General features: G+C 48.0%; 14 protein-coding genes. All 14 read right to left on the minus strand.

Annotation, left to right across the window (positions count from 1 at the left end):
* Positions 1-3: 3 nt before the first annotated feature.
* Positions 4-1,269, minus strand: a complete 1,266-nt coding sequence (locus K7B07_RS13115; RefSeq protein WP_223710295.1) for a 6-bladed beta-propeller — start codon at positions 1,267-1,269, stop codon at positions 4-6.
* 105 nt (positions 1,270-1,374) lie between these two features.
* The gene (locus K7B07_RS13120; RefSeq protein WP_223710297.1) at positions 1,375-4,329 is read right to left on the minus strand and encodes an outer membrane beta-barrel protein; all 2,955 of its coding nucleotides are present in this window, start codon (positions 4,327-4,329) and stop codon (positions 1,375-1,377) included.
* The gene (locus tag K7B07_RS13125; RefSeq protein WP_223710299.1) at positions 4,326-5,576 is read right to left on the minus strand and encodes a 6-bladed beta-propeller; all 1,251 of its coding nucleotides are present in this window, start codon (positions 5,574-5,576) and stop codon (positions 4,326-4,328) included. Before K7B07_RS13125 ends, K7B07_RS13120 begins: the two co-directional genes overlap by 4 nt.
* A 170-nt stretch (positions 5,577-5,746) precedes the next feature.
* Positions 5,747-8,326 carry a TonB-dependent receptor gene (locus tag K7B07_RS13130; protein WP_223710301.1) on the minus strand — a complete coding sequence of 860 codons (2,580 nt, stop codon included), beginning with the start codon at positions 8,324-8,326 and terminating at the stop codon, positions 5,747-5,749.
* Positions 8,327-8,620: 294 nt separating this feature from the next.
* Positions 8,621-9,199: a hypothetical protein gene (locus K7B07_RS13135; RefSeq protein WP_223710303.1), complete on the minus strand. Its 579-nt coding sequence runs from the start codon at positions 9,197-9,199 to the stop codon at positions 8,621-8,623.
* 194 nt (positions 9,200-9,393) lie between these two features.
* Positions 9,394-10,983, minus strand: a complete 1,590-nt coding sequence (locus K7B07_RS13140; protein ID WP_223710305.1) for a TSUP family transporter — start codon at positions 10,981-10,983, stop codon at positions 9,394-9,396.
* Positions 10,984-10,990: 7 nt separating this feature from the next.
* A complete protein-coding gene (epsC, locus tag K7B07_RS13145) occupies positions 10,991-11,830 on the minus strand; it encodes a serine O-acetyltransferase EpsC (protein ID WP_223710307.1) in 840 nt (279 codons plus the stop codon).
* Between the two features lie 42 nt (positions 11,831-11,872).
* Positions 11,873-13,543 carry an assimilatory sulfite reductase (NADPH) hemoprotein subunit gene (gene cysI / locus K7B07_RS13150; protein WP_223710309.1) on the minus strand — a complete coding sequence of 557 codons (1,671 nt, stop codon included), beginning with the start codon at positions 13,541-13,543 and terminating at the stop codon, positions 11,873-11,875.
* Between the two features lie 68 nt (positions 13,544-13,611).
* Positions 13,612-15,309, minus strand: coding sequence for a diflavin oxidoreductase (locus tag K7B07_RS13155; RefSeq protein ID WP_223710311.1), 1,698 nt, complete (start codon positions 15,307-15,309; stop codon positions 13,612-13,614).
* A complete protein-coding gene (cobA, locus tag K7B07_RS13160) occupies positions 15,299-16,174 on the minus strand; it encodes a uroporphyrinogen-III C-methyltransferase (protein WP_223710313.1) in 876 nt (291 codons plus the stop codon). Before cobA ends, K7B07_RS13155 begins: the two co-directional genes overlap by 11 nt.
* 84 nt (positions 16,175-16,258) lie before the next feature.
* The gene (locus K7B07_RS13165; RefSeq protein WP_223710315.1) at positions 16,259-17,500 is read right to left on the minus strand and encodes a sulfate adenylyltransferase subunit 1; all 1,242 of its coding nucleotides are present in this window, start codon (positions 17,498-17,500) and stop codon (positions 16,259-16,261) included.
* Between the two features lie 29 nt (positions 17,501-17,529).
* Entirely contained in the window at positions 17,530-18,438 is a 909-nt protein-coding gene (gene cysD, locus K7B07_RS13170) for a sulfate adenylyltransferase subunit CysD (RefSeq protein WP_223710317.1), read from the minus strand.
* A gap of 91 nt (positions 18,439-18,529) precedes the next feature.
* Positions 18,530-19,225 carry a phosphoadenylyl-sulfate reductase gene (locus K7B07_RS13175; protein WP_223710318.1) on the minus strand — a complete coding sequence of 232 codons (696 nt, stop codon included), beginning with the start codon at positions 19,223-19,225 and terminating at the stop codon, positions 18,530-18,532.
* A gap of 66 nt (positions 19,226-19,291) precedes the next feature.
* On the minus strand, positions 19,292-19,927 hold the full coding sequence (locus K7B07_RS13180) for a peroxiredoxin (RefSeq protein WP_223710320.1): 636 nt from the start codon (positions 19,925-19,927) through the stop codon (positions 19,292-19,294).
* Positions 19,928-19,931 lie beyond the last annotated feature (4 nt).

Here is a 19,931-nt window from a genome sequence, read left to right on the forward strand (position 1 = left end):
CAATCAGTTTTTGAACTGGTATTCAATAATGACCGGGTCGGGATCTTTTGCCGCCATTTTTAACCGGGCTTCCAGTTCCTTCGGAACAGGTATCGTTTTATTTTTGTTGAAGAACTCTTTCAGTTCGTCTATTTTTTGCAGTTTGTAAAATTTATTTCCGAGTCTTGAGGTATTAAATTCTGAAAGCAACTGCAGGTTGTATTGGGAACTGTCCGCCTTTATTTTTTTACTGTTGTAAAAAACGCTCTTTTGTTTGTCATACACATACAGTTCATAATTCGACAGGTAACTGGCGGTAAGTACCATGAATTTTTTAGATTCAAACACCAGGTAGATCTGCCGCAGCAGCCATCCGTTATTCCTGTTGAAATTGTCCCGTTCCGTTTTATTTTTAAAAGGTTTGGTAAAGAACGTTGGGGGGAGGCTGTTCTCGATCGGGAGTACCAGTTGATACAGGGGCGATATACGATCCCGTGTCAGTTTATAGATGGTATCGCAGTAGGGTCTTGTCAGATAACGGATATAAGGGGTATCCATCTTTAAAGCTGCAGCGTATTGCTCTGTGAATAAGTATCGGGGTTCACTGATGCGATTATACGGAAAATAGGCTTTCACGGGTGATCCGTTCCTGTAGATTTTCAGCTCATAATCCAGGGAGTCTTTGTAAAGAGGGCTGGTCGTGATCTTTGACCGTATATAATAATCGTCATAATAATGATACGCATTGATGATCTCATATTCGGATGGCAGGGCTTTTTTAAGTTTGAATGTTGTATCATTCAGGTCAATAATGTATTTTTTAAAATATTTTCTGTTCCTGGGGTCGCTTCTGTTCAATTCGATCTTTATTCTGTCGCTTTGTGTCAGTGCATAGTTCTTGTTGTTTCCCCAGAAAACGATCTGATTGTTTTGTTCCTGATAATCGGGCCAAAAATTTTCTCCCAGTTTTTTATAGCTGACCTTTTTAATAAAATTTCCTGCTTTGGTATAAAGAAGAAAACTTTTTTCGGAATAGTTGATAATAATAAAATACCGGTCGGTTACCTGAACATAACTGTAAAGATTAATACGTGCGTCCGTATTCGGCTCCAGCGGGATGAATTTTATGGAGTCAATGAACCGGGACTGGTTCTCTCCTCCCGCAGCCTTGGGGTTTAAATAAAGTTTCTGTATCATTCCCGGTGGCGGACCGGTTTGCGCAGCTGCACCCATGGTGAGCAGGAAATAAGCCAGCAGAACAGGCAAACAGTAGCACAGTCGATTTCTCATACGAATCAGTTACCCTATAAAATTAAACAGGAGAATGTTAACAGAAACTTAAGTTCCGCTGCAGGATGCCCGCGTAAGAAAGGCAGTGTTGCCTAAGGCATTTTTTTAAAACCTTCCGGACCTTCGCTGCATATTATTCTGCTGCCTGGATTGCTGCTGTTGCCGCTGCTGCCGTTGTTCTCCGGCTTCTGACCGGCGGGACCCGCTGCGATTGCCGGACTTTCCGCCAAACTTGCGGGGGAAGTAGGCAAGGCTGACCATATAAAACTGCTGGATACCATTTGTGATAGTGGTACCAATAGTATTATTGTCCCTTGCAAAGTTGTCGATATTCTTATTTTGCCGCAGGATATCGAATACATAAAATTTGACTTCTGCCTGCTTCATCCGCATAAAGCGCCAGGTGGCATAGGCATTCCATATAGTGGCTTTTACCGACTGGTTTTGAGCGGAGATGTTGTTAAGGTAATTGACATTACTTCCAAAAGTAAAGTCTTTAGGTACCATCAGGTTGAAGTTCGCCTTGGTTCCATAGGTCTTTGTTTTCCGTGTTTCGCTGCTGGATCCTGCCTGCTGTTCACTCAGTGTTGTGGCAAGCGATTGTCCGACGGAGATATTGAATATTTCAGTAAGACTGTAAAAGACATTTACAGAATGATTGAGATTGGTGCTTTTAGGCGCAATGAGCAGCGAAGCGGCATCCTGTGGTGTTTTGATATACTGCGGGGAACGGGAATTGCTAAGATTTCCGTTGTACCTGAATTGCAGCATGTTCTTTGGGTTAAGGCGGAAGGAGGCGCTGGTATTGAGTCCGCCGTTTAAAGAACGTTTGCCATCGATATTGATGAGGTAGGCTACGCGGGAACCGTTGTTGCCATAAATACTGCTGTCTGAAATGCCGCTTTTAAACGTATTGTATCCCAGGGTAACGGTAGCCGCATACGTGTTCTTTTCGTTGAACCGCTGGCTGTTGATATTGAAGTTAAAATTGAAGGCATTGCCCAGCGGCGATTTCAGATTGGGGTTACCCACTACGATATTATACTGGTTGATGCTGTCCACAATCGGGTAGAGCTGGTCAATGGTAGGGGCTGAAGCGGATGCGTTGTGCGTAAGGCCGACATTCAGATTGTATTTGTTGAATTTATTATAGTTGTAATAGATCGAGGAGGACGGCGTAAAGAAATGGAAGGACCGCTCCACATTCCGGTAGGCCAGGGTGGAGGTGTTTTTCTGGAAGAGGAACTGGTTCAAAAGATCGGTCCGCACGGAAATGCTCCGGTAGTGCCGGTCTGAAAGGACTTTTGTAAACGTTTTAAAGAAACTGATGCCCGGGCGGTTCTCGATATTTGTTACCGAGTTGATATTGGTGAGCGCATTGTTGATCTTGTACGTATTGGTAAGCGTGTCCAGCTCCAGTACATTCGCATTCAGGTCCGATTTGTTGTACCGGAAATTATTGCGCAGGCCGATATTGATGTTCCAGAAATTGTAACTGCCAAACAGCAGGGACCGCAGGCCGTTATAATTCAGACCGATATTGGTGGTGAAGTTTGAATTTTCGTTATGGTATTTGCGGTCGCGCTTATCGGTATAAATACTGTCGGTGAACGATTCAAAATCACTGATCTGCCGGCTGTCGCTGTTGCTGTTGTTATAGGTGACGGAATAGTTGGTCGAAAAGCTCTTTTTATTGATCCCTTCGTCGTAGTCGTTGTTATTGAAATAACCATTGAAGTTGAAATTATTGGAACGGGACGAGCCAACGGTGGAATTGGTGCGGCGGCTGGCCAGCAACGAATCATTCCGGTAAGTGGAGGTGTTGCCGGAAGAAGCATTATTGGCATTGGTCCAGTTGTAAGCGGCATTCAGGGAAAGCGAGGTCGCCCTTTTCCGGTTCTGATAACCGGTATTCACCCCCTGGTTCAGCGTGCTTCCTGTATTGACGCGGTCGCTGTAGGTGGTTAAGGTATAGTCGGATAAATTTTGAATGGTGGTACCGGTGGTAAGCTGGTTGTTTCGCGTATCCCTCAGATTGTATTCTCCGGTGATGGAATTGTTGAAACGGGAATTCGTACTCTCATCAAAGTTATGATTGAGGTATGCTCCAAAATAATGGACGGTGTTCAAGCCGTTGGCATTGGCATTGGGCGAACCGAAATTGCGGCGGTTGAAGGACCGGAAGGTATTGTTCTGCAGGGCTTCCTGAACACTCTGTATCGTTTTATTGGTATTGTTGAGGTTACCGGCAATGCCCAGCTTTGTTTTTTTATTGTATACCTGGAGCGACAGATCCCCTTCATAACGGTGATCCGTACCCAGCCCGCCGCTTATCTTACCGAAAAGACCTTTTCGCTTTTCGGGTTTTAGCTTGATGTTCATGGTAAATGTGGAGTCCATCTCCGTGTTGGTGATCTCCTCTTTACTGTAATCTTTCTCCTGGTACACCTGTATTTTGTCGATGGCTGTTTTGGGCAGGTTCTGTGTGGCCATTTCCGGATTACCTCCAAAAAAAGGCTTTCCGTCCACGAACACATTGCTGATCTTTTTACCGTTGACCGTTATGGTACCGTCACTCCACATAGTAACACCCGGCACCCGCAGCAGCATATCCTCCACTACGGCGGAAGAGTCCAGTTTAAACGCATCGGGATTGATCTCCAGCGTATCCCCGTTCATACGGACCGGCACCACAGATTTCACCACCACTTCTTCCATCTGGCTGGTGGTATCTCTTGAAAGATTTATTTTTTTGAAGTCGAAATCTTTTTTCAGTGAATCGATATAGATCTCTTTAGAGAAGTCATTGTAGCCCGAAAAGGTGACCGATACCAGCATGGGCGTCTGATAAGGCAGCTCCCCGATATTGAACTCACCCTGGTTATTGGTCACCTGGTAATTGAGCAGGGTTGAATCCGATTTTTTGTATACAGTAACGGTTGCGGATTGCAGTCCGTAATCATGCACCGAGTCCGCTACAAGCCCTTTGATGCTTCCCTTTGTCTGGGCCATTGAAAATACAGGAAGCAACAGCAGTATGATGAGGAACCGTTTATTCATTTTGTCACTAAGCCGTCTTTGGGTTTTAACTGTATCAATACGGGATTGTCTGTTTCTTTCCGCGTGGCGAAAAAGCGGGTCAGCACATCGTCGTATTGCGGATTTCTGTATTCAGACGATTTTTTTGCCCCAAACATGCTTTTTGCAGAAAGCGAAAGATAAATATGCGCTTCGTCAAAACTTTTTATGACACCGGAAACGGGTAAAAAACAGCTGCTGCTGTCGGGAGTGATCTTATTGTAATCATAAATCAGGTTCGATTTATTGTCGAAGATATAACGGTTGTAACCTTTAAAGAGGTTCAGATCGAAGAACATCAGGTTGTTGAAGCCGACCACATTCTCTATTTTGCCTGCATAGGAGGGGTGTTCCATTTTATACGTATCCATTTCGCCCCGGCTGGAAAAACCAACATCAAAAAACGAAGCAGGAATGGCATTGTCCATGGGCAATATCAGTTTATAACTTTCGGTAACGGCAGATGGGGTTAACGTGTAGATCTCATACTGGAATGGCCGGGTCACAAATAATACGGAGTCGTTCTGGGTGGGCATGATGCTGCATTGAGAGCCACCGGCAAAATAATAAACCGATTCTGTTTTTTTGTTATAGGGAAAATAACTTTGAAGCACTTCGGCATTACTGAGGATCTTCAGCTGGTAATCCAGGGTGTCCCTGCTGTTCTTTTGTGCCTTGATAAAGCTGGCGGCAAATTTGTCCCTGTCGAAGCGTACCGGATTGGTAAAGGCGTACCGGAAATTTTTAAGGTCTTCGGTTCTGGTGGCTGCAACATTGTCCAGGTAGAACCGCGTGGCTTTTGCAAATTTTGAAATGTCTTTCTGTGAATCCGGTTCCAGGTATTCCTGCACCCTGTTTGAAGGGATGTTATAATTTTTGTTGAGGCTGAAAATAAGTAAGGCATTCTTGGACCGGTCCAGCTGGATGTCGCGGATGCGGTAGCGCCGGATCCTGTATTTGAGTAAAAATTTCCCTTTTTTACTGAAAAAGTAAAGGGCATTGGTGTCTCCATCCAGAACGATGAACAGCGAATCGGTTACCACCAGCTGTTTTATAGCCCCAAAAACACTTTTTTTTGTGGTCTCCAGCGGAATGAAGGTTACATCGTCAAAGATCCTGGAAGCGGGCGCGCCCACTGTTTTACCCGGGTCAATATATAATGTTTTCGACTGGGCACAAGCAGCACTGTAAAGCCCTAAAGCCCAGCAAACAAACATTAGTTTTTTCATTGTCAATTGTATCAAAAGCGGTAATTGTCAAAAATACAAGTCTTAGACGAATGAAAAGCAGGGAGGTTTAACTTTCCCCGGAGAATCTTTCAAAAAAAAACCCCGCTGTAAAAACAGCAGGGCATTTTTGATTGCTCTGTATGGATGAGTGTCTTTGTTATATTTTTAAATTACTGGCTCTTTCCGTTGAAAGTGAAGTTTAACGTGATGCCGTAAGTACGCTGGTCGCCCAGCACAGCTGCATAATGACCGGCATTACCGCCCGCCGCCAGCAGCTGCTCGTAGTAGTTCTTGTCAAGAATATTGCGGGCCCATAAAAAGACGGTTAGTCCTTTTTGCACCCGGTAGCCGATCCTGCCATTCAGAAGGGTATACCCGTCGATGTTCAGGTATTTGGAAGGCGAGGGACTGGAAGAGAAGGAAGAACGGTAGAACCCATCCAGGGCCACAAAAAACTGGCCGGCCTTTCCAAAGGGCGCAGCGGGAGTGCTGTATTCCCCGCCCAGGGAACCGGCCCATTTTGAGATACCGGGCAGCGGACTGTCGGATATGTCTTTAAAGGCCACCTGCACGCCGTTCTCGGTATGACCGGTTTCTTCCAGGGGAAGCGGGGCATTGGTAAATTTATCATACTTACCATCGGTATAGGCCAGAGCGCCATTGAAATTGAAATGCTGATTGACGCGGATGCTCCCGTCAAACTCAACCCCTCTGACTGTTACCTTATCAGCATTGGCGATATAGCCGCGATTTACCCCCAGTTCCGCACTCTGCACATTTGTCTGGTAATCCTTGATATCTGAATTATGCAGTGTGAGATTTAAAGTAATGTCGTTGGTCGGGTTTGCTTTGATGCCCAGTTCAACATGTTTGGTATACTCCGGCCGGATCACCGCCAGGTTGGTGGCCGGTTTGCCGTCAACCGTGGGAATTCCGGCAACATTCACACCAACCGGTTTAAAGCTGGTGGAGTAAGTGGCAAATGTATTCAGGCGTTTGGACGGTTTATAGGCCAGTGTGAGCTGGTAGGTAAAATTCCGTTCTGCCGCGCTGGATTCATAGAACTGGCTTGCATACACCGAGTTCTTTAATGCGATCAGTGCAGGGTCATCGGTCTGCAATCCGCCATAGGTGGTTCTGTCATAAACGGCTTTTTTCTCATCATAGTTCAGGCGGATGCCGGGCAGGAAGTGGAAATGATCAATAAATTCCCAGTCAACGTTGGCAAAGGCAGCGGCGCTTAATGATTTGATTGAAGATTCGGTCCTGATCCCGTATCCATCCAGCAATCCCGGGGTTTTCCAGAGGTCGCTGGTGGAACTTTGTGAAAAACGCCACTGGTCTTTACCCGACTCTTCGGTTCCGTGGATCTTTATATCCTGGTCTATGAAAAACAAGCCGACCACGCCGCTCAGCCGGTTGTTAATATCGCCGGCATACCGGAGCTCCTGGGAAAAGTTCTTATGCTCAGCAGGGTTCTGTGATTTGGAAAGCGCTTCCAGCCCGGTAAAGTCGCGGTCGTTGGACGGATCCCATTTCCAGTAACGCCAGGCGGTGGTTGAGGTCAGGGTGCCCGGCCCGATCTTGCTGTCAATGTTCAGCGAAGCGCCTCCGAGTTCGTTATTCGACTTCCAGGGCGTGTCGTGATCAATGACCCTGTCAAAAGGATCAGTGGAGGGAAGCCGGTAGTTCAGATCGGCGATAATAGCATCAAACTGCCGGTAGGCCGGGCGTTCTGTTTTTACAACACCGGCTACCACCTGTGCATACCCGATCGGCTTTTGGGAAGTGATGTCCCCGCTTAGTGCGATGGAGGTATTGTCGGATACATTATAGAGCAGCTGGGCGCGTGCTCCCAGGTTATTGATATCATTTACATGCTGCTGGGTACGTTCGTTATAAAGCAGCCCGTTCCGCTGGGTGCCGGAGAAGGAAAGTCTGCCGGCCAGCCGGCTGGTGATCGGACCGGTGATCGATGCTTTTGCCTGGATGTATCCCAGGTTGCCAAAGCTGGTTTCAATGGTTCCACCGGGGTGGAAACTGGGTTTCCTGGAAATGATATTAATGGCACCGGCGGAAGTATTTTTTCCAAACAGGGTGCCCTGTGGTCCGCGCAGCACCTCGATGCGTTCTACATCAATAAAATCAAGTACTGCCGCTGCAGGCCGGGCATAATACACTCCGTCAATATAATAACCCACACCGGGATCAAGCCCGTCATTGGTCAGTCCGAACGGGGAACCAATGCCCCGTATATTAACACCCGTATTCCGCGGGTTGGAGGTGTAAAGCTGTAATGAAGGGATCATTTCCTTGATCCGGTTTACATTGAAGGCGCCTGCTTCCGCAATTTTGGTGCCACCTACCACAGAGATAGCAATGGGTACTTCCTGGAGCAGTTCATTTCTTCTGCGGGATGTAACAACGATCGTATCCAAATGATAGGTCAGGGCGAGTTTTACGATCAACGAGTCGCCGGTATTGCGGACAACAATATTTTTTGTATCATAGTTTACAGAGGACACTGTAACGGTAAAAGGGATTTTAGGGATATCATTTAATATAAACACCCCGGCGTTATCAGCGGTGGCCCCGATGTCCCGGCCTTTTACCTGGATGCTGGCATTGGGTATGCCTTCGTTTTGTTCATTGATCACACGGCCCGCTAATTGTGCCTTCAGGGAAAAGGAAGAAATGATAAAGGCACCTGTAAGAATCAGTTTGAATGAAGTACTACTGTAAAAGCTCATTATGTAATTGGATTTATTAGTCTACTGTTTTTGTAGAGAATTATGTTAAAAAAAGGGAATGATCCGGTTGGTTGCAGTCAATCGCAACATCGGGCGTCTGCCGCAGGATTGCAGCACATTCCGGAACGCATAAAAGGAATGGGTTGAGAACGATCCATACAAGTATTTTCAGGCTGCAAAAATAGCGGAATTTATTAGTCTACCAAAAAAGTAGAGTATAATTTTGAAAATTAACCCCCGGCATTACCGGATGTCCTGCGGGAGGGAGGTTATGAGATGAAGGCGTATAACGATTTATTCCGCAACCACCCGGATGACCTTGGAATAAATGTTGGTATTATCTTTTTCCACCTGTTCGATGCGTACAAAAACGCTTTGGATCTCGGACTCCTGTACCACCACCGGCGATTTGGAGCAACCGTACAGGGCTCCGCAAAGGAATAACACCATAACGGCGGAAAAAATACCGTCCTTCCTGCGTTTCAGCCCTGTCAGGCCGAGCAGCAGGACCAGGGGAACACCCATCAGCGACCGCTGAAAACCGGTGAGGGAAGTACTAAAAGAATAAGCCAGCTGCAATGCATTTGCTCCGGTATGGGCATCCAGGCTGCCGACCTTTATGAATTGGTCACCGTTATGTGATACTTCAATATTAAAGCGCCCTTCTTTTGTTTCCGTCATCAGCATCCATTTTACAGTCAGCATATTGTTTTTTATGGCGGCAGTAATGGTGGTAAAATTTACGGGAAGGGTGGTGGAAGGCGGGTAGGCTACGGGCGGCGCGGGGGAAATATCCTGGGCAGTTGCTACAAGAACGCTGAACAGCAGGCACAGCATAACCGACAGTGTTGGCAGATGGCAATTCTTCTTCATATTGTTTGGTCTTAGAGGCCCCGATCTTATTTTATAAAATCAGAAGTTTCCGGGCTTGATTTTACAAATATAGGGGATCTGTAATATGAAAATAATATGGCGGCTATTTTTTTACTGGAATCCGGCGGCACTAAACGGCTGCAATACGGCTTTATTCAGCGGCGCTGTCATCAGGAGTGCAACTCCGGTTGGACTTACAGGAAAAGGGCCTTATAGATGGTGATAAGGCTCATTACCACCACCAGTACTCCTACAACGGCAAACATTTTCCGGGCAGGCAGTTTGGCTGTCAGCATTGCAGAAAAGGGAGCAGTGACAATGCCGCCGATCAGCAGTCCGGCAACAATATTCCAGTGCTGGATGCCCAGTGTAAACACAAAGGTGATGGCACTGGTAACGGTGAGTATGAATTTTGCAACAGTAGAGCTGCCTACAACATAGCGGGGTGTTCTCCCGTTTTTGATAAAGGTGCCGGTTACAAGCGGTCCCCAGCCCCCGCCGCCAAACGAATCGATAAAGCCGCCTGCAAGACCAAGCGCAGTGATATTTGTTTTTTTCTGACGTGCTTTTTTCATCGCCTGCTGCCCTTTTTTCCGGTTAAAGGTATTCATCAGGATCCGGATACCCAGGTACATAGTATATGCGGCAATAAAGGGTTTCATGATCTTTGCATCCTTCTCACCAAGATAGGATAATGCCAGGGCACCGATGATGGCGCCGGCCACTGCGGGTATGGCCAGGGCCTTTGTCAGTTTCTTATTTACATTACCCAGTTTGAAATGACTGATACTGCCTGCAGCCGTAGTGAACGATTCTGCAGAATGGATGCTGGCGCTTACAATGGGTGGTGCCACATTCAGCATCAGCAGGATGGTGGTACAGATCACCCCGTATCCCATGCCCATGGAGCCTGCAACGATTTCTGCCAGGAAGCCCACCAACATCATCCAGTAAAAAAGGTGGTTGTCCTTGTTCAGAAAATGAAGGAGGGTATCACTGACGCCAAATGCATAAATGGTATAAACGGCCAGCGCCAGTACCAGAAACAATCCGATAGCGATGAGGTAAGGCGTACTGCGCCGGGTAGCGCTGGCTACCAGCGTGGAGCTGTCCACCACCTCACTTTCCGGCGGGTTGTCTACATTAAAAGGTGCATCGGGATCCACACCATTTACGGCAAGGTCCCGGGTGATATGGTTGAGCACTTTCACCTTATGATCCAGGTTGCCCGAAAGCTGATCCCGGATCTGCTGCATATTGTCCAGCAGGTCGTTCATCTCATCCGGAATGGCTGCGGAAAAGGTTTCCCGCAGGCGTTTGGCGATCGTGGGCGATTTCCCGTTCGTGGAAATGGCAATTTTCAAATGGCCTTTTTTTACAATGGACCCCAGGTAAAAATCACAGAGCTCCGGTTTGTCGGCCACATTTACCAGCTTTTCGGCTGCCGCCGCATCGGCTTTGATCCTTGTTGCGGTATCGATATCATTTACCGCTGCAATGATCAGGCTTGACCTGCGGATGTCATCAGCGGTATAAGCCCGTTCCTCCAGCAGCAGGTTAGGGTACCGGTCTGCGAGCGCTTTTATTTCGGGCAGGATCGCTTTGCCCACCAGCAGGATCTGCGTGGCCGGTGCATTGCCCAGCACGGCATTGAGTTTTTCGAGCGCTACATGGCCTCCGCCAATGATGAGCAGGTTGAGCTCTTCCAGTTTTAGAAAAACCGGAAAAAGGGTATTGGACTGTTCCTGTAGCTGGTTGGTTTCGATCGGCTGTGGCTCCTTCATCCAGTGCTTATTTTTTCAGTATCGCCTTTACAGAATTCTTGTGGGAAAAGTGTTCCTTTTCCACCACTTCGCTTTTATGATATACCAGTGAGGCCGGGGGAACACTGAATGTGATCCAGGCATTGCCGCCGATAACACTGTCTTTTCCGATAACGGTATCTCCTCCCAATATGGTGGCGCCGGAATAGATGATCACGTTGTCTTCTACGGTCGGATGTCTTTTTTTATCTTTTTTGACCTTGGCGGAATTGAGCGCCCCGATGGTGACTCCCTGGTAGATCTTTACCTGCTCACCGATGACGGCGGTTTCGCCGATCACCACTCCCGTACCGTGGTCGATAAAAAAGGAAGAACCGATGGTCGCCCCGGGATGGATGTCGATACCGGTTTTGCTGTGCGCGTATTCCGTAAGGATGCGGGGTAATACACCGATGCCGAGCTTCCACAGCTGGTTGGAGATGCGGTATACAGCTATCGCGTAAAAGCCCGGATACGCATGGAGAACTTCTTCCTTATTCAGCGCAGCAGGATCATTGGCGAGGAAAAAGGAGGCATCCTTTTGAAGGGTTTCATAGATACCCGGGAGTTCTTTAAAGAATTTATCCGAAAGCGCCTGCGCTTTTGTACCATCGTTCACCACATCGTAAACAAGCGTCGTTAAATGACTTTTTAACGAATACCAGCCCTTTTCCAGGTCGGTCTCCTTCTGGTTCACCCCGGTTTGGGGTACAAAGAGAAAGCCGAAGATATCATCTACAAACTGGTGGCTCAGCGCTTTGTCCGGAATATTGCCGGTACGCTTTTTATTGTGCCGTTGTAAGAGACTTAAAAAATCTTTTTCGCTCATTGTGTTTATTTTGATGAGTAAACCTGTATGATGTTAAAAACCTTACAGGTCTGGAGTGATCCATTTACGTTGTGAAAAATCGCCAAAGGTCTCGCCGGTATTCCGCTCTTTTACATAAACGTCAAACAGGCCGTCCAGTGTTTCCAGAATGCCTGTTTCGTCCAGGCTGTCTTTATATTTTGTATTCAACCGCGCACCAAGCCGATCACCGCCGATATGCAGGTTGTATTTTCCCATGGAAGTGCCGACAAAGCCGATCTCTGCATTGGGAGAACGTCCGCAGCCGTTGGGGCAGCCGGTCATACGCACAATGATATCATCCTCCTGCAACTGGTGTTTCTGCAGCAGGGGTTCTATTTTGCTGATGAGGGTGGGCAGGTAGCGCTGTGCCTCTGCCATTGCCAGCCCGCAGGTATTCAGGGCAACACAGGCCATGGAGTTCCTCCGCATGGAACTGGAGGTCTCCGTGCTTTTGATGATCTGGTGCTCTTCCAGTATCTGTTCGATGGTTGCTTTAGCTTCACCGGGAATATCACTTAGTATCAGGTTTTGATTGCAGGTGAACCTGAAATTGGCTTTACCCGTTTCCGCAACTTTTAACAGGCCGCTTTTTAAAAGATAACCATTCTCATCCACCACACGGCCGTTTTCCACGAAGAGTGTATAATACCATTTCCCTTCATGATTCTGCGACCAGCCATAGGCGTCCTTGCGGCTGGTAAAAGTATAAGGCCGTGCCGGTTCGAATTTAAACCCGCAGCGCTTTTCCACTTCCTCCCGGTACGTGTCCACACCCAGTTTGTCGATGGTATATTTCAGTCGCGATTGTTTGCGGTCACTGCGGTTCCCGAAATCGCGCTGTACCGTTATTACTTCATAAATAGCTTTTAAAGTCTGCTCTTTGGGTACATAGCCCAGCATGCTTCCCAGTCGTGCATAGGTTGCTGCATTACCATGTGTTGAACCGAGACCTCCGCCGGCGGCAAAGTTGTAGCCTTTTAATACACCGTCTTCTATAATGGCAATCAACCCCAGGTCATTTATGAATACATCCACATCATTATTGGGGGGTATGGCAATGCCGATCTTGAATTTCCGGGGCAGGTAACGGTCCTGGTACAAAGGATCTTCTTCGGTGGTTTCCACTAATTTTTCCGCGTCCATCCACACTTCATAATAGCCACGTGTCTTGGGCAGGTGATGGGCACTGATTTCGCGGGCAAACTGGTAGATCTCTTCGTGCAGGGGCGACTCTTTGGGATGAGAAGCGCAGGTCACGTTCCGGTTCACATCGCCGCAGGCTGCAATGGAATCCAGGTGCATGGTGTTAAACGCACTGATAGTGGGCTTGGTATGCGATTTTAAAATGCCGTGCAACTGGATGGTTTGCCTGGTGGTGATCTTTATGGTACCGGTGGAGTAATTTCCTGCCACATGGTGCAGCCCGATCCATTGCTCCGGCGTCATGAAGCCGCCCGGTAAACGTAAACGGATCATAAAGGAATAAAGCGGCTCCAGTTTCTTCCGGCTGCGCTCCTCACGGCGGTCCCTGTCGTCCTGCATGTACATGCCATGGAATTTCACCAATGCCTGATCGTCCTCGCGGATGGCGCCGGTATGCGCATCCTTAAGACTTTCTTTCAACGTACCTCTCAGGCCCTGGCTGGCCATTTTTATTTTCTCGGTTCCTGATAAATTATTTTTCTCGCTCATATTGTCGTTTCAAGTTTCATGTTTGAAGTTTCAGGTTCGGTTATGAACCATGATCCATTTGCCGTTGATTAATATACATCCTTTGAATACCGGCCTTCTTCTTCCAGCTGAACGAGGTAGTTCCGGGCTTCTTCTTCTGATTTTCCTTTTGCCCTGAAGAGCTCCACAAACGTGTCTTCCACATCCCGGCACATAGGATCCTTGGCCCCGCAGATGTAAAGGTAAGCCCCGTTGTTCAGCCACTCCAGCAATATATCTCCTTTTTCCTTCACACGGTGCTGTACATAGATCTTTTGATCCGTGTCTCTGGAAAATGCCAGGTCCAGGTTGCTGAGCACACCGGTTTCCAGGTGGCTCTGGATCTCCGTCTGATAAAGAAAATCAGTTACAAAATGCTGCTCTCCGAAAAACAGCCAGTTCTTGCCGCTGGCGCCGGTCGCATCCCGCTCTGCAAGAAAAGAGCGGAAAGGGGCCACTCCGGTTCCCGGGCCGATCATGATCACATCCTTATCTTCTTCCGGGAGCTTAAAATGTTTGGCCTTCTGGATGAAAAATTCAATTTCATGCCCTTCGTCCAGGTCGGAAAGAAACTCGCTGCAAAGGCCGTAGCGCTCTTCGTCCTCTACCGTGAACTGGTTTTTGGAAACCGTTATATGGATCTCATTTTCTCCGTGGGCGTTGGGCGATGAGGAAATGGAATACAGACGGGGCGACTGGGCGGTTAAGATCCGGATCACTTCCTCAAATTGTGCTGTATCCTTTACGGGATAAATGCGCAGCAGGTCATAGAGACTCATACGGGTATCGGGGATCTCCTGTTTTGTAAGCGCTGCGAATTTTTTTACGGTCGATTTCAGCAGGTAACAGATGTTCAGGTGCTGGCTCAGCAGGTCCCGTACATTTGCCGTTATCTTTTCCGTCTGGATCTCTTTCTCAGGATCGATGCCGGTGATGCCGATGATCTTATTGATCATATCCTGTTTGTTGGAAGGCACGATGCCCAGTGCGTCGCCGGGTTGATAGTCGATGGATTCCTCCGTGGTGATCTCGATGTGGAAGGTCTGTTTATTGGAGCCTCTGTCGTTGAGATTGATGTTGGTAATGACCTTACCGTTATAGTATTTTTTGCCGGAGGGTTTTGACTCCGCTGCCGCAGGCACAGCCGACGGACCGGGAGCTGTGGATTGCAGTGCTGCCACTACATTATCCAGCCATTGCAGCGCATCCTCTTCATATTCCACATCGCATTTCTTAAGGGGTAATACCCGGTGCGCTCCCAGGGCTTCCAGCCGGGCATCCACGTCTTCGCCTGTTTTACAGAACTCGGGGTAGGAGCTGTCTCCAAGTGCCAGTACCCCGAATTTGAGTTTGCTGAGGTTGAGCTGGTTCTCGTGGATATGATCATAGAATCTTTTGGCCAGCATCGGGGGTTCGCCCTCTCCCTGGGTGGAGATGACCACAAAAAAATACTCTTCCTTCGGAAGATCGGTGAAACGGTATTGGTCCAGTCCGGTCAGTTTTACCGTGATGCCTTTCTTTTTGGCGGTGCCGGCCAGTTGGGTGGCCAGTTTTTTTGCGTTACCGGTTTCTGTACCATAAACCAGCGATATCTTTTTGACAGCTGCCGGTATTGCAGCTGCTGTTTCCTGCCCGCCCGCGAGCCCCTGCGCCAGACCGGCGAAATAACCGCTGGCCCAAAGCAATTCATCTCTGGAAAGTGAAGGAGTGAGACTTTTGATCGCGCCCAATTTTGCGTCAGATAGCATGTTTTAAGTTATTTTGTTGATGAACATTTATCATTTCTTCCGTTACCGGTTTAAAATAAGACTGGTGGCTGTTGCTGTTCTCGAGCCAGCGGAACTGCTGGTGCAGTGCTACCACCCTGCCCACGACCACCAGGCTGGGGGAGGCCAGTGTTTTGCCCTTCAGCGTGGTTCCGTAATCATACAGGCTACAGGTATGTACCTGCTGAAAACAGGTTGTTGCCTGCTCCACTACCGCCAGTTGTTTTTCCGGGGCAATATGGAACTGTGTTAATTTCTGAACCACCTGATCCAGGGTTCCGGACGACATATAGAATACCAGCGTGTCCTCAGTGGCGGCCAGTTCCTGCCAGTAAGCATCCGCTACCACATCGGACTTATAGTAAGTAAGAAAACGCACTGCGGTAGCATAACCTCTTGCGGTAAGCGGCATGCCGGAATAGGCCGCTGCACCCAGCGCTGCGGTTACACCGGGAATGATCTCATAAGAAATGCCATGCCGGGTAAGGGTCTCCAGCTCATCCAGGATGTTGGAAAAAATAGAAGCATCCCCGCCTTTCAGTCGTACCACCAGCTTGCCCTGCAATGCATAATGTACCAGCAGTTCATTGATGGTAGCCTGGGGTACCGATCTTTTCTTGCTGCATTCCTTTCCCACATATACGATCTCGGTTGCAGGTGCTACATAACGGTGCAGCAGTACTTCGCTTACAAGACGGTCTGTGAGTACCACGTCAGCGCGCCGTAACGCATCTGCTGCCTTTACCGTGATCAGGTCCGGATCCCCCGGTCCGGCGCCGGCGAGGATCACCTTGCCCCTGCCGTTCTGTGGCTGGTTTTTTACGGGTGATGTATGTTGAAGAAGCATTTGCTGTTTTTCTATTCTACTTAAAAAGTAGACTTAATGATTAATAAAATAACGATGCCGCGGTGTTACCGTGCACCGTTTGAATCAGTTCAGCAGCACCGCTGCCACTGTGCTGTTGCTGGTCTCGTCGATCAGTATTGCGTTGCCGTAATCACTGAGCGTCGCAAAATCATCGTATACCAGCGGAGCCGCCGTTTTTATGGTGGCGTGCACCACCTCATTCAGTTTTACACCGTCTTCAGCGGGAATGCGTTCCAGTGTGTTTACATCCAGCTTATAGGCCACGTCCCGTACAACGGTCTTGATCAGCCGGCCTTTGTGCTGAAGAAAATATTTGTTGCCCCGGATCAGTGGTTTGTTATCGAGCCAGCAGAGCACTACTTCGATTTCGTTGGCCACCTTGGGCAGATTGTCCACGCGGGCAAATGTATCGCCGCGGCTGATATCGATATCATCCGCAATATGCAATACTGCTGCCTGCGGTGCAAAAGCTTCGCTTACTTCCTGGCCGCCCACTTCAATTTTTGTGATGGTGGATTCCAGGCCGGCAGGAAGGATCTTTATTTTATCACCTACTTTATAAACCCCGCTGATGATCTCGCCGGCATAGCCGCGGTAATCGTGCAGCTCGGCTGTTTGCGGACGGATCACGTATTGTACCTGGAAACGGGGATCGGTATGATTGATATCGGATGCTACTTCAACCTCTTCCAGGAATTCCAGCAGCGACGGGCCGGTATACCAGGGCATATTGGCGGAATGATCCACGATATTATCACCCAGCAACGCTGAAATGGGAACGTAGGTCACGTTCTGAAGATTCAGCTGGGCGGCCACTTTTTCATAATCCGCTTTAATTTCGTTGAACCGCTGTTCGGCAAAATCTGCCAGATCCATTTTATTGATCGCTACCACCACATGTGGTATTTTGAGCAGGGACGCAATGATGGAATGCCTTCTTGTTTGTTCGATAACGCCGGCACGTGCGTCGATCAGGATAATGATCAGACTGGAATTGGAAGCGCCCGTGATCATATTGCGTGTATACTGTACGTGCCCCGGGGCATCCGCAATGATGAATTTTCTTTTTGGTGTAGAGAAATAACGATAGGCGACATCGATCGTGATGCCTTGTTCCCTTTCAGCCCTTAAACCATCGGTAAGCAATGCCAGGTCGATACCATCGGCATTTTTATTCTTTGATTGTTTTTCCAGCGCTTCCAGCTGGTCTACAAGAATACTTTTGCTGTCGTATAAAAGTCTTCCGATCAATGTGCTTTTGCCATCGTCCACACTGCCGGCGGTTATGAAACGTAATATATCCATTTGGAAATTTAGAATTTAGAATTTAAAATTTAGAAGTACCCACCCTTCTTCCGGTCTTCCATTGCGGCTTCCGTTACCTTGTCATCGATCCGGGTTTCTCCTCTTTCAGAGATACGGGTAGCCATGATCTCATTAACCACCTCGTCCAGTGTTGTGGCGCTGGATTCTACCGCCGCCGTACAGGTCATATCACCAACGGTGCGGTAACGTACTTTTTTGGTAGCGATCACATCCGTCTCATCAATGGTGATATAGTCTGAAACAGCGATCAGCTGGCCTTCGTGCTCGATCACTTCACGTTCGTGGGCAAAATAAATGGAAGGAAGCGGGATCGCTTCTTTTTTGATATAGTTCCATACATCCAGCTCGGTCCAGTTGCTGATCGGGAACACCCGTACATTCTCGCCTTTGTGGATACGGCCGTTGTAGATGTTCCAGAGTTCCGGGCGCTGCAGCTTGGGTTCCCACTGACCAAACTCATCTCTTACAGAAAAGATGCGCTCTTTGGCGCGGGCCTTTTCCTCATCGCGGCGTGCGCCGCCGATGCAGGCATCAAACTTAAACTCTTCGATGGTATCCAGCAGGGTGTGGATCTGCAGCCAGTTGCGGCTGGCAAATTTGCCCTTGGGTTCGGTAAGATGTTTTTGTTTAATGGTATCTTCCACTTTGCGTACGATCAGCTCCGCACCTACTTCTTTTGCCAGTGCATCCCGGTAGGCCAGTGCCTCCGGGAAGTTGTGCCCGGTATCGATATGTACCAGGGGAAACGGAATTTTACCGGGTGCAAAGGCCTTTTTTGCCAGTTGCACCAGGGTAATGGAATCTTTACCGCCGCTGAAAAGCAGTGCCGGTTTTTCAAATTGTGCTGCTACTTCCCTGAAAATATAAATACTTTCGGCCTCGAGCTGCTCAAGGTAGTCTAATGTATACTCACCCATACGTTCTTTTTATACAGATCCGCCTGTGCGGATTTTTTTAACAATGTCAATGTGGTTTTTCAGGTCAGGTCTTATACAGATCAATACTTTTTTACTCGTGGACATGGAGTCCACATTCTTTGTGGGAAACTTCCCACCACCACCTGCCGGCCCTGGGGTCTTCACCAGGCTCAATAGCCCGGGTACAGGGGGCGCAGCCAATGCTGACAAATCCTTTGTCGTGCAGCGGATTATAAGGAATGTTCTTTTCCCGGATGTATCCGATCATCTCATCATAGCTCCACCGGATCAGGGGATTGAATTTATACAGTTTCCGGTCTTCATCCCATTCAATCATTTTCATGTCTTTCCGGTTGTCCGACTGTTCACTGCGTAAACCGGTAATCCATACTTTGGCACCTTTCAGCGCGCGGTTCAGGGGTTTTACCTTTCTGATAAAGCAGCATTCCTTGCGGTTTTCAACGGATTCATAAAAACCGTTCACCCCTTTTTCTTTTACATAAGCCGCGACATCCGGAGCTTCCGGAAAGTAAACGTCGATGTTTATTTTATAGCGGGCATTGGTTTTTTCCAACAGGTCGTAATGTTCGTAAAACAGGCGTCCGGTATCCAATGTAAAAATCCTTACAGGAAGCTTGTTGGCGGCAATCATTTCCGTCAGCACCTGGTCTTCCTGCCCCAGGGATGTGGAGAATACCGTCTCTTCCGGGAACCGGGCTGTTACCAGTCTTAACGCATCTGCCGTTGAGGCATTTTCTATTTCCTGTATCTGTTCTTCTGTAAACATCTTTAGTTCATGGTTAATGGTTCATAGTTCATGGCCGTCTATAACCATGAACTATGAACTATAAACTTATATATTCGGCTGAGGCGTATACCGCAAATAAGGTTTTACCTCTTTAACACCTTTCGGGAATTTTTTGATGGCATCTTCTGTGCTGATGGAAGGCACTACAATTACATCCTCACCATGTTTCCAGTCTGCCGGGGTAGCCACGCTGTGATTAGCGGTCAGCTGTAATGAATCGATCACACGCAGTACTTCCTGGAAGTTTCTTCCGGTGGAAGCGGGGTAGGTAATGATCAGTTTTACTTTTTTGTCGGGCCCAATGATGAACAGGGAACGCACCGTTGCTTTTTCAGAAGCATTGGGATGGATCATATCATAAAGGGTTGCGATATTTTTATCAGGATCTGCCAGGATGGGGAAATCCACCGAGCAATTCTGTGTTTCATTGATGTCGCTTTTCCAACCTACGTGAGAATCCAGGGGATCCACACTCACCGCCAGTGCTTTTACACCACGTTTTTCAAATTCACCTTTTAACAAAGCGGTTTTTCCCAGCTCTGTGGTACAAACGGGTGTATAATCGGCCGGGTGTGAAAACAGAACGCCCCAGGAATTGCCCAGGTATTCATGAAATTTGATTTCTCCTTCAGTAGACTGCGCGGTAAAATCCGGGGCAGTATCTCCTAATCTTAAAGACATAATT

The sequence above is a fragment of the Niabella beijingensis genome (assembly GCF_020034665.1).
In the GTDB taxonomy this organism is placed as follows: domain Bacteria; phylum Bacteroidota; class Bacteroidia; order Chitinophagales; family Chitinophagaceae; genus Niabella; species Niabella beijingensis.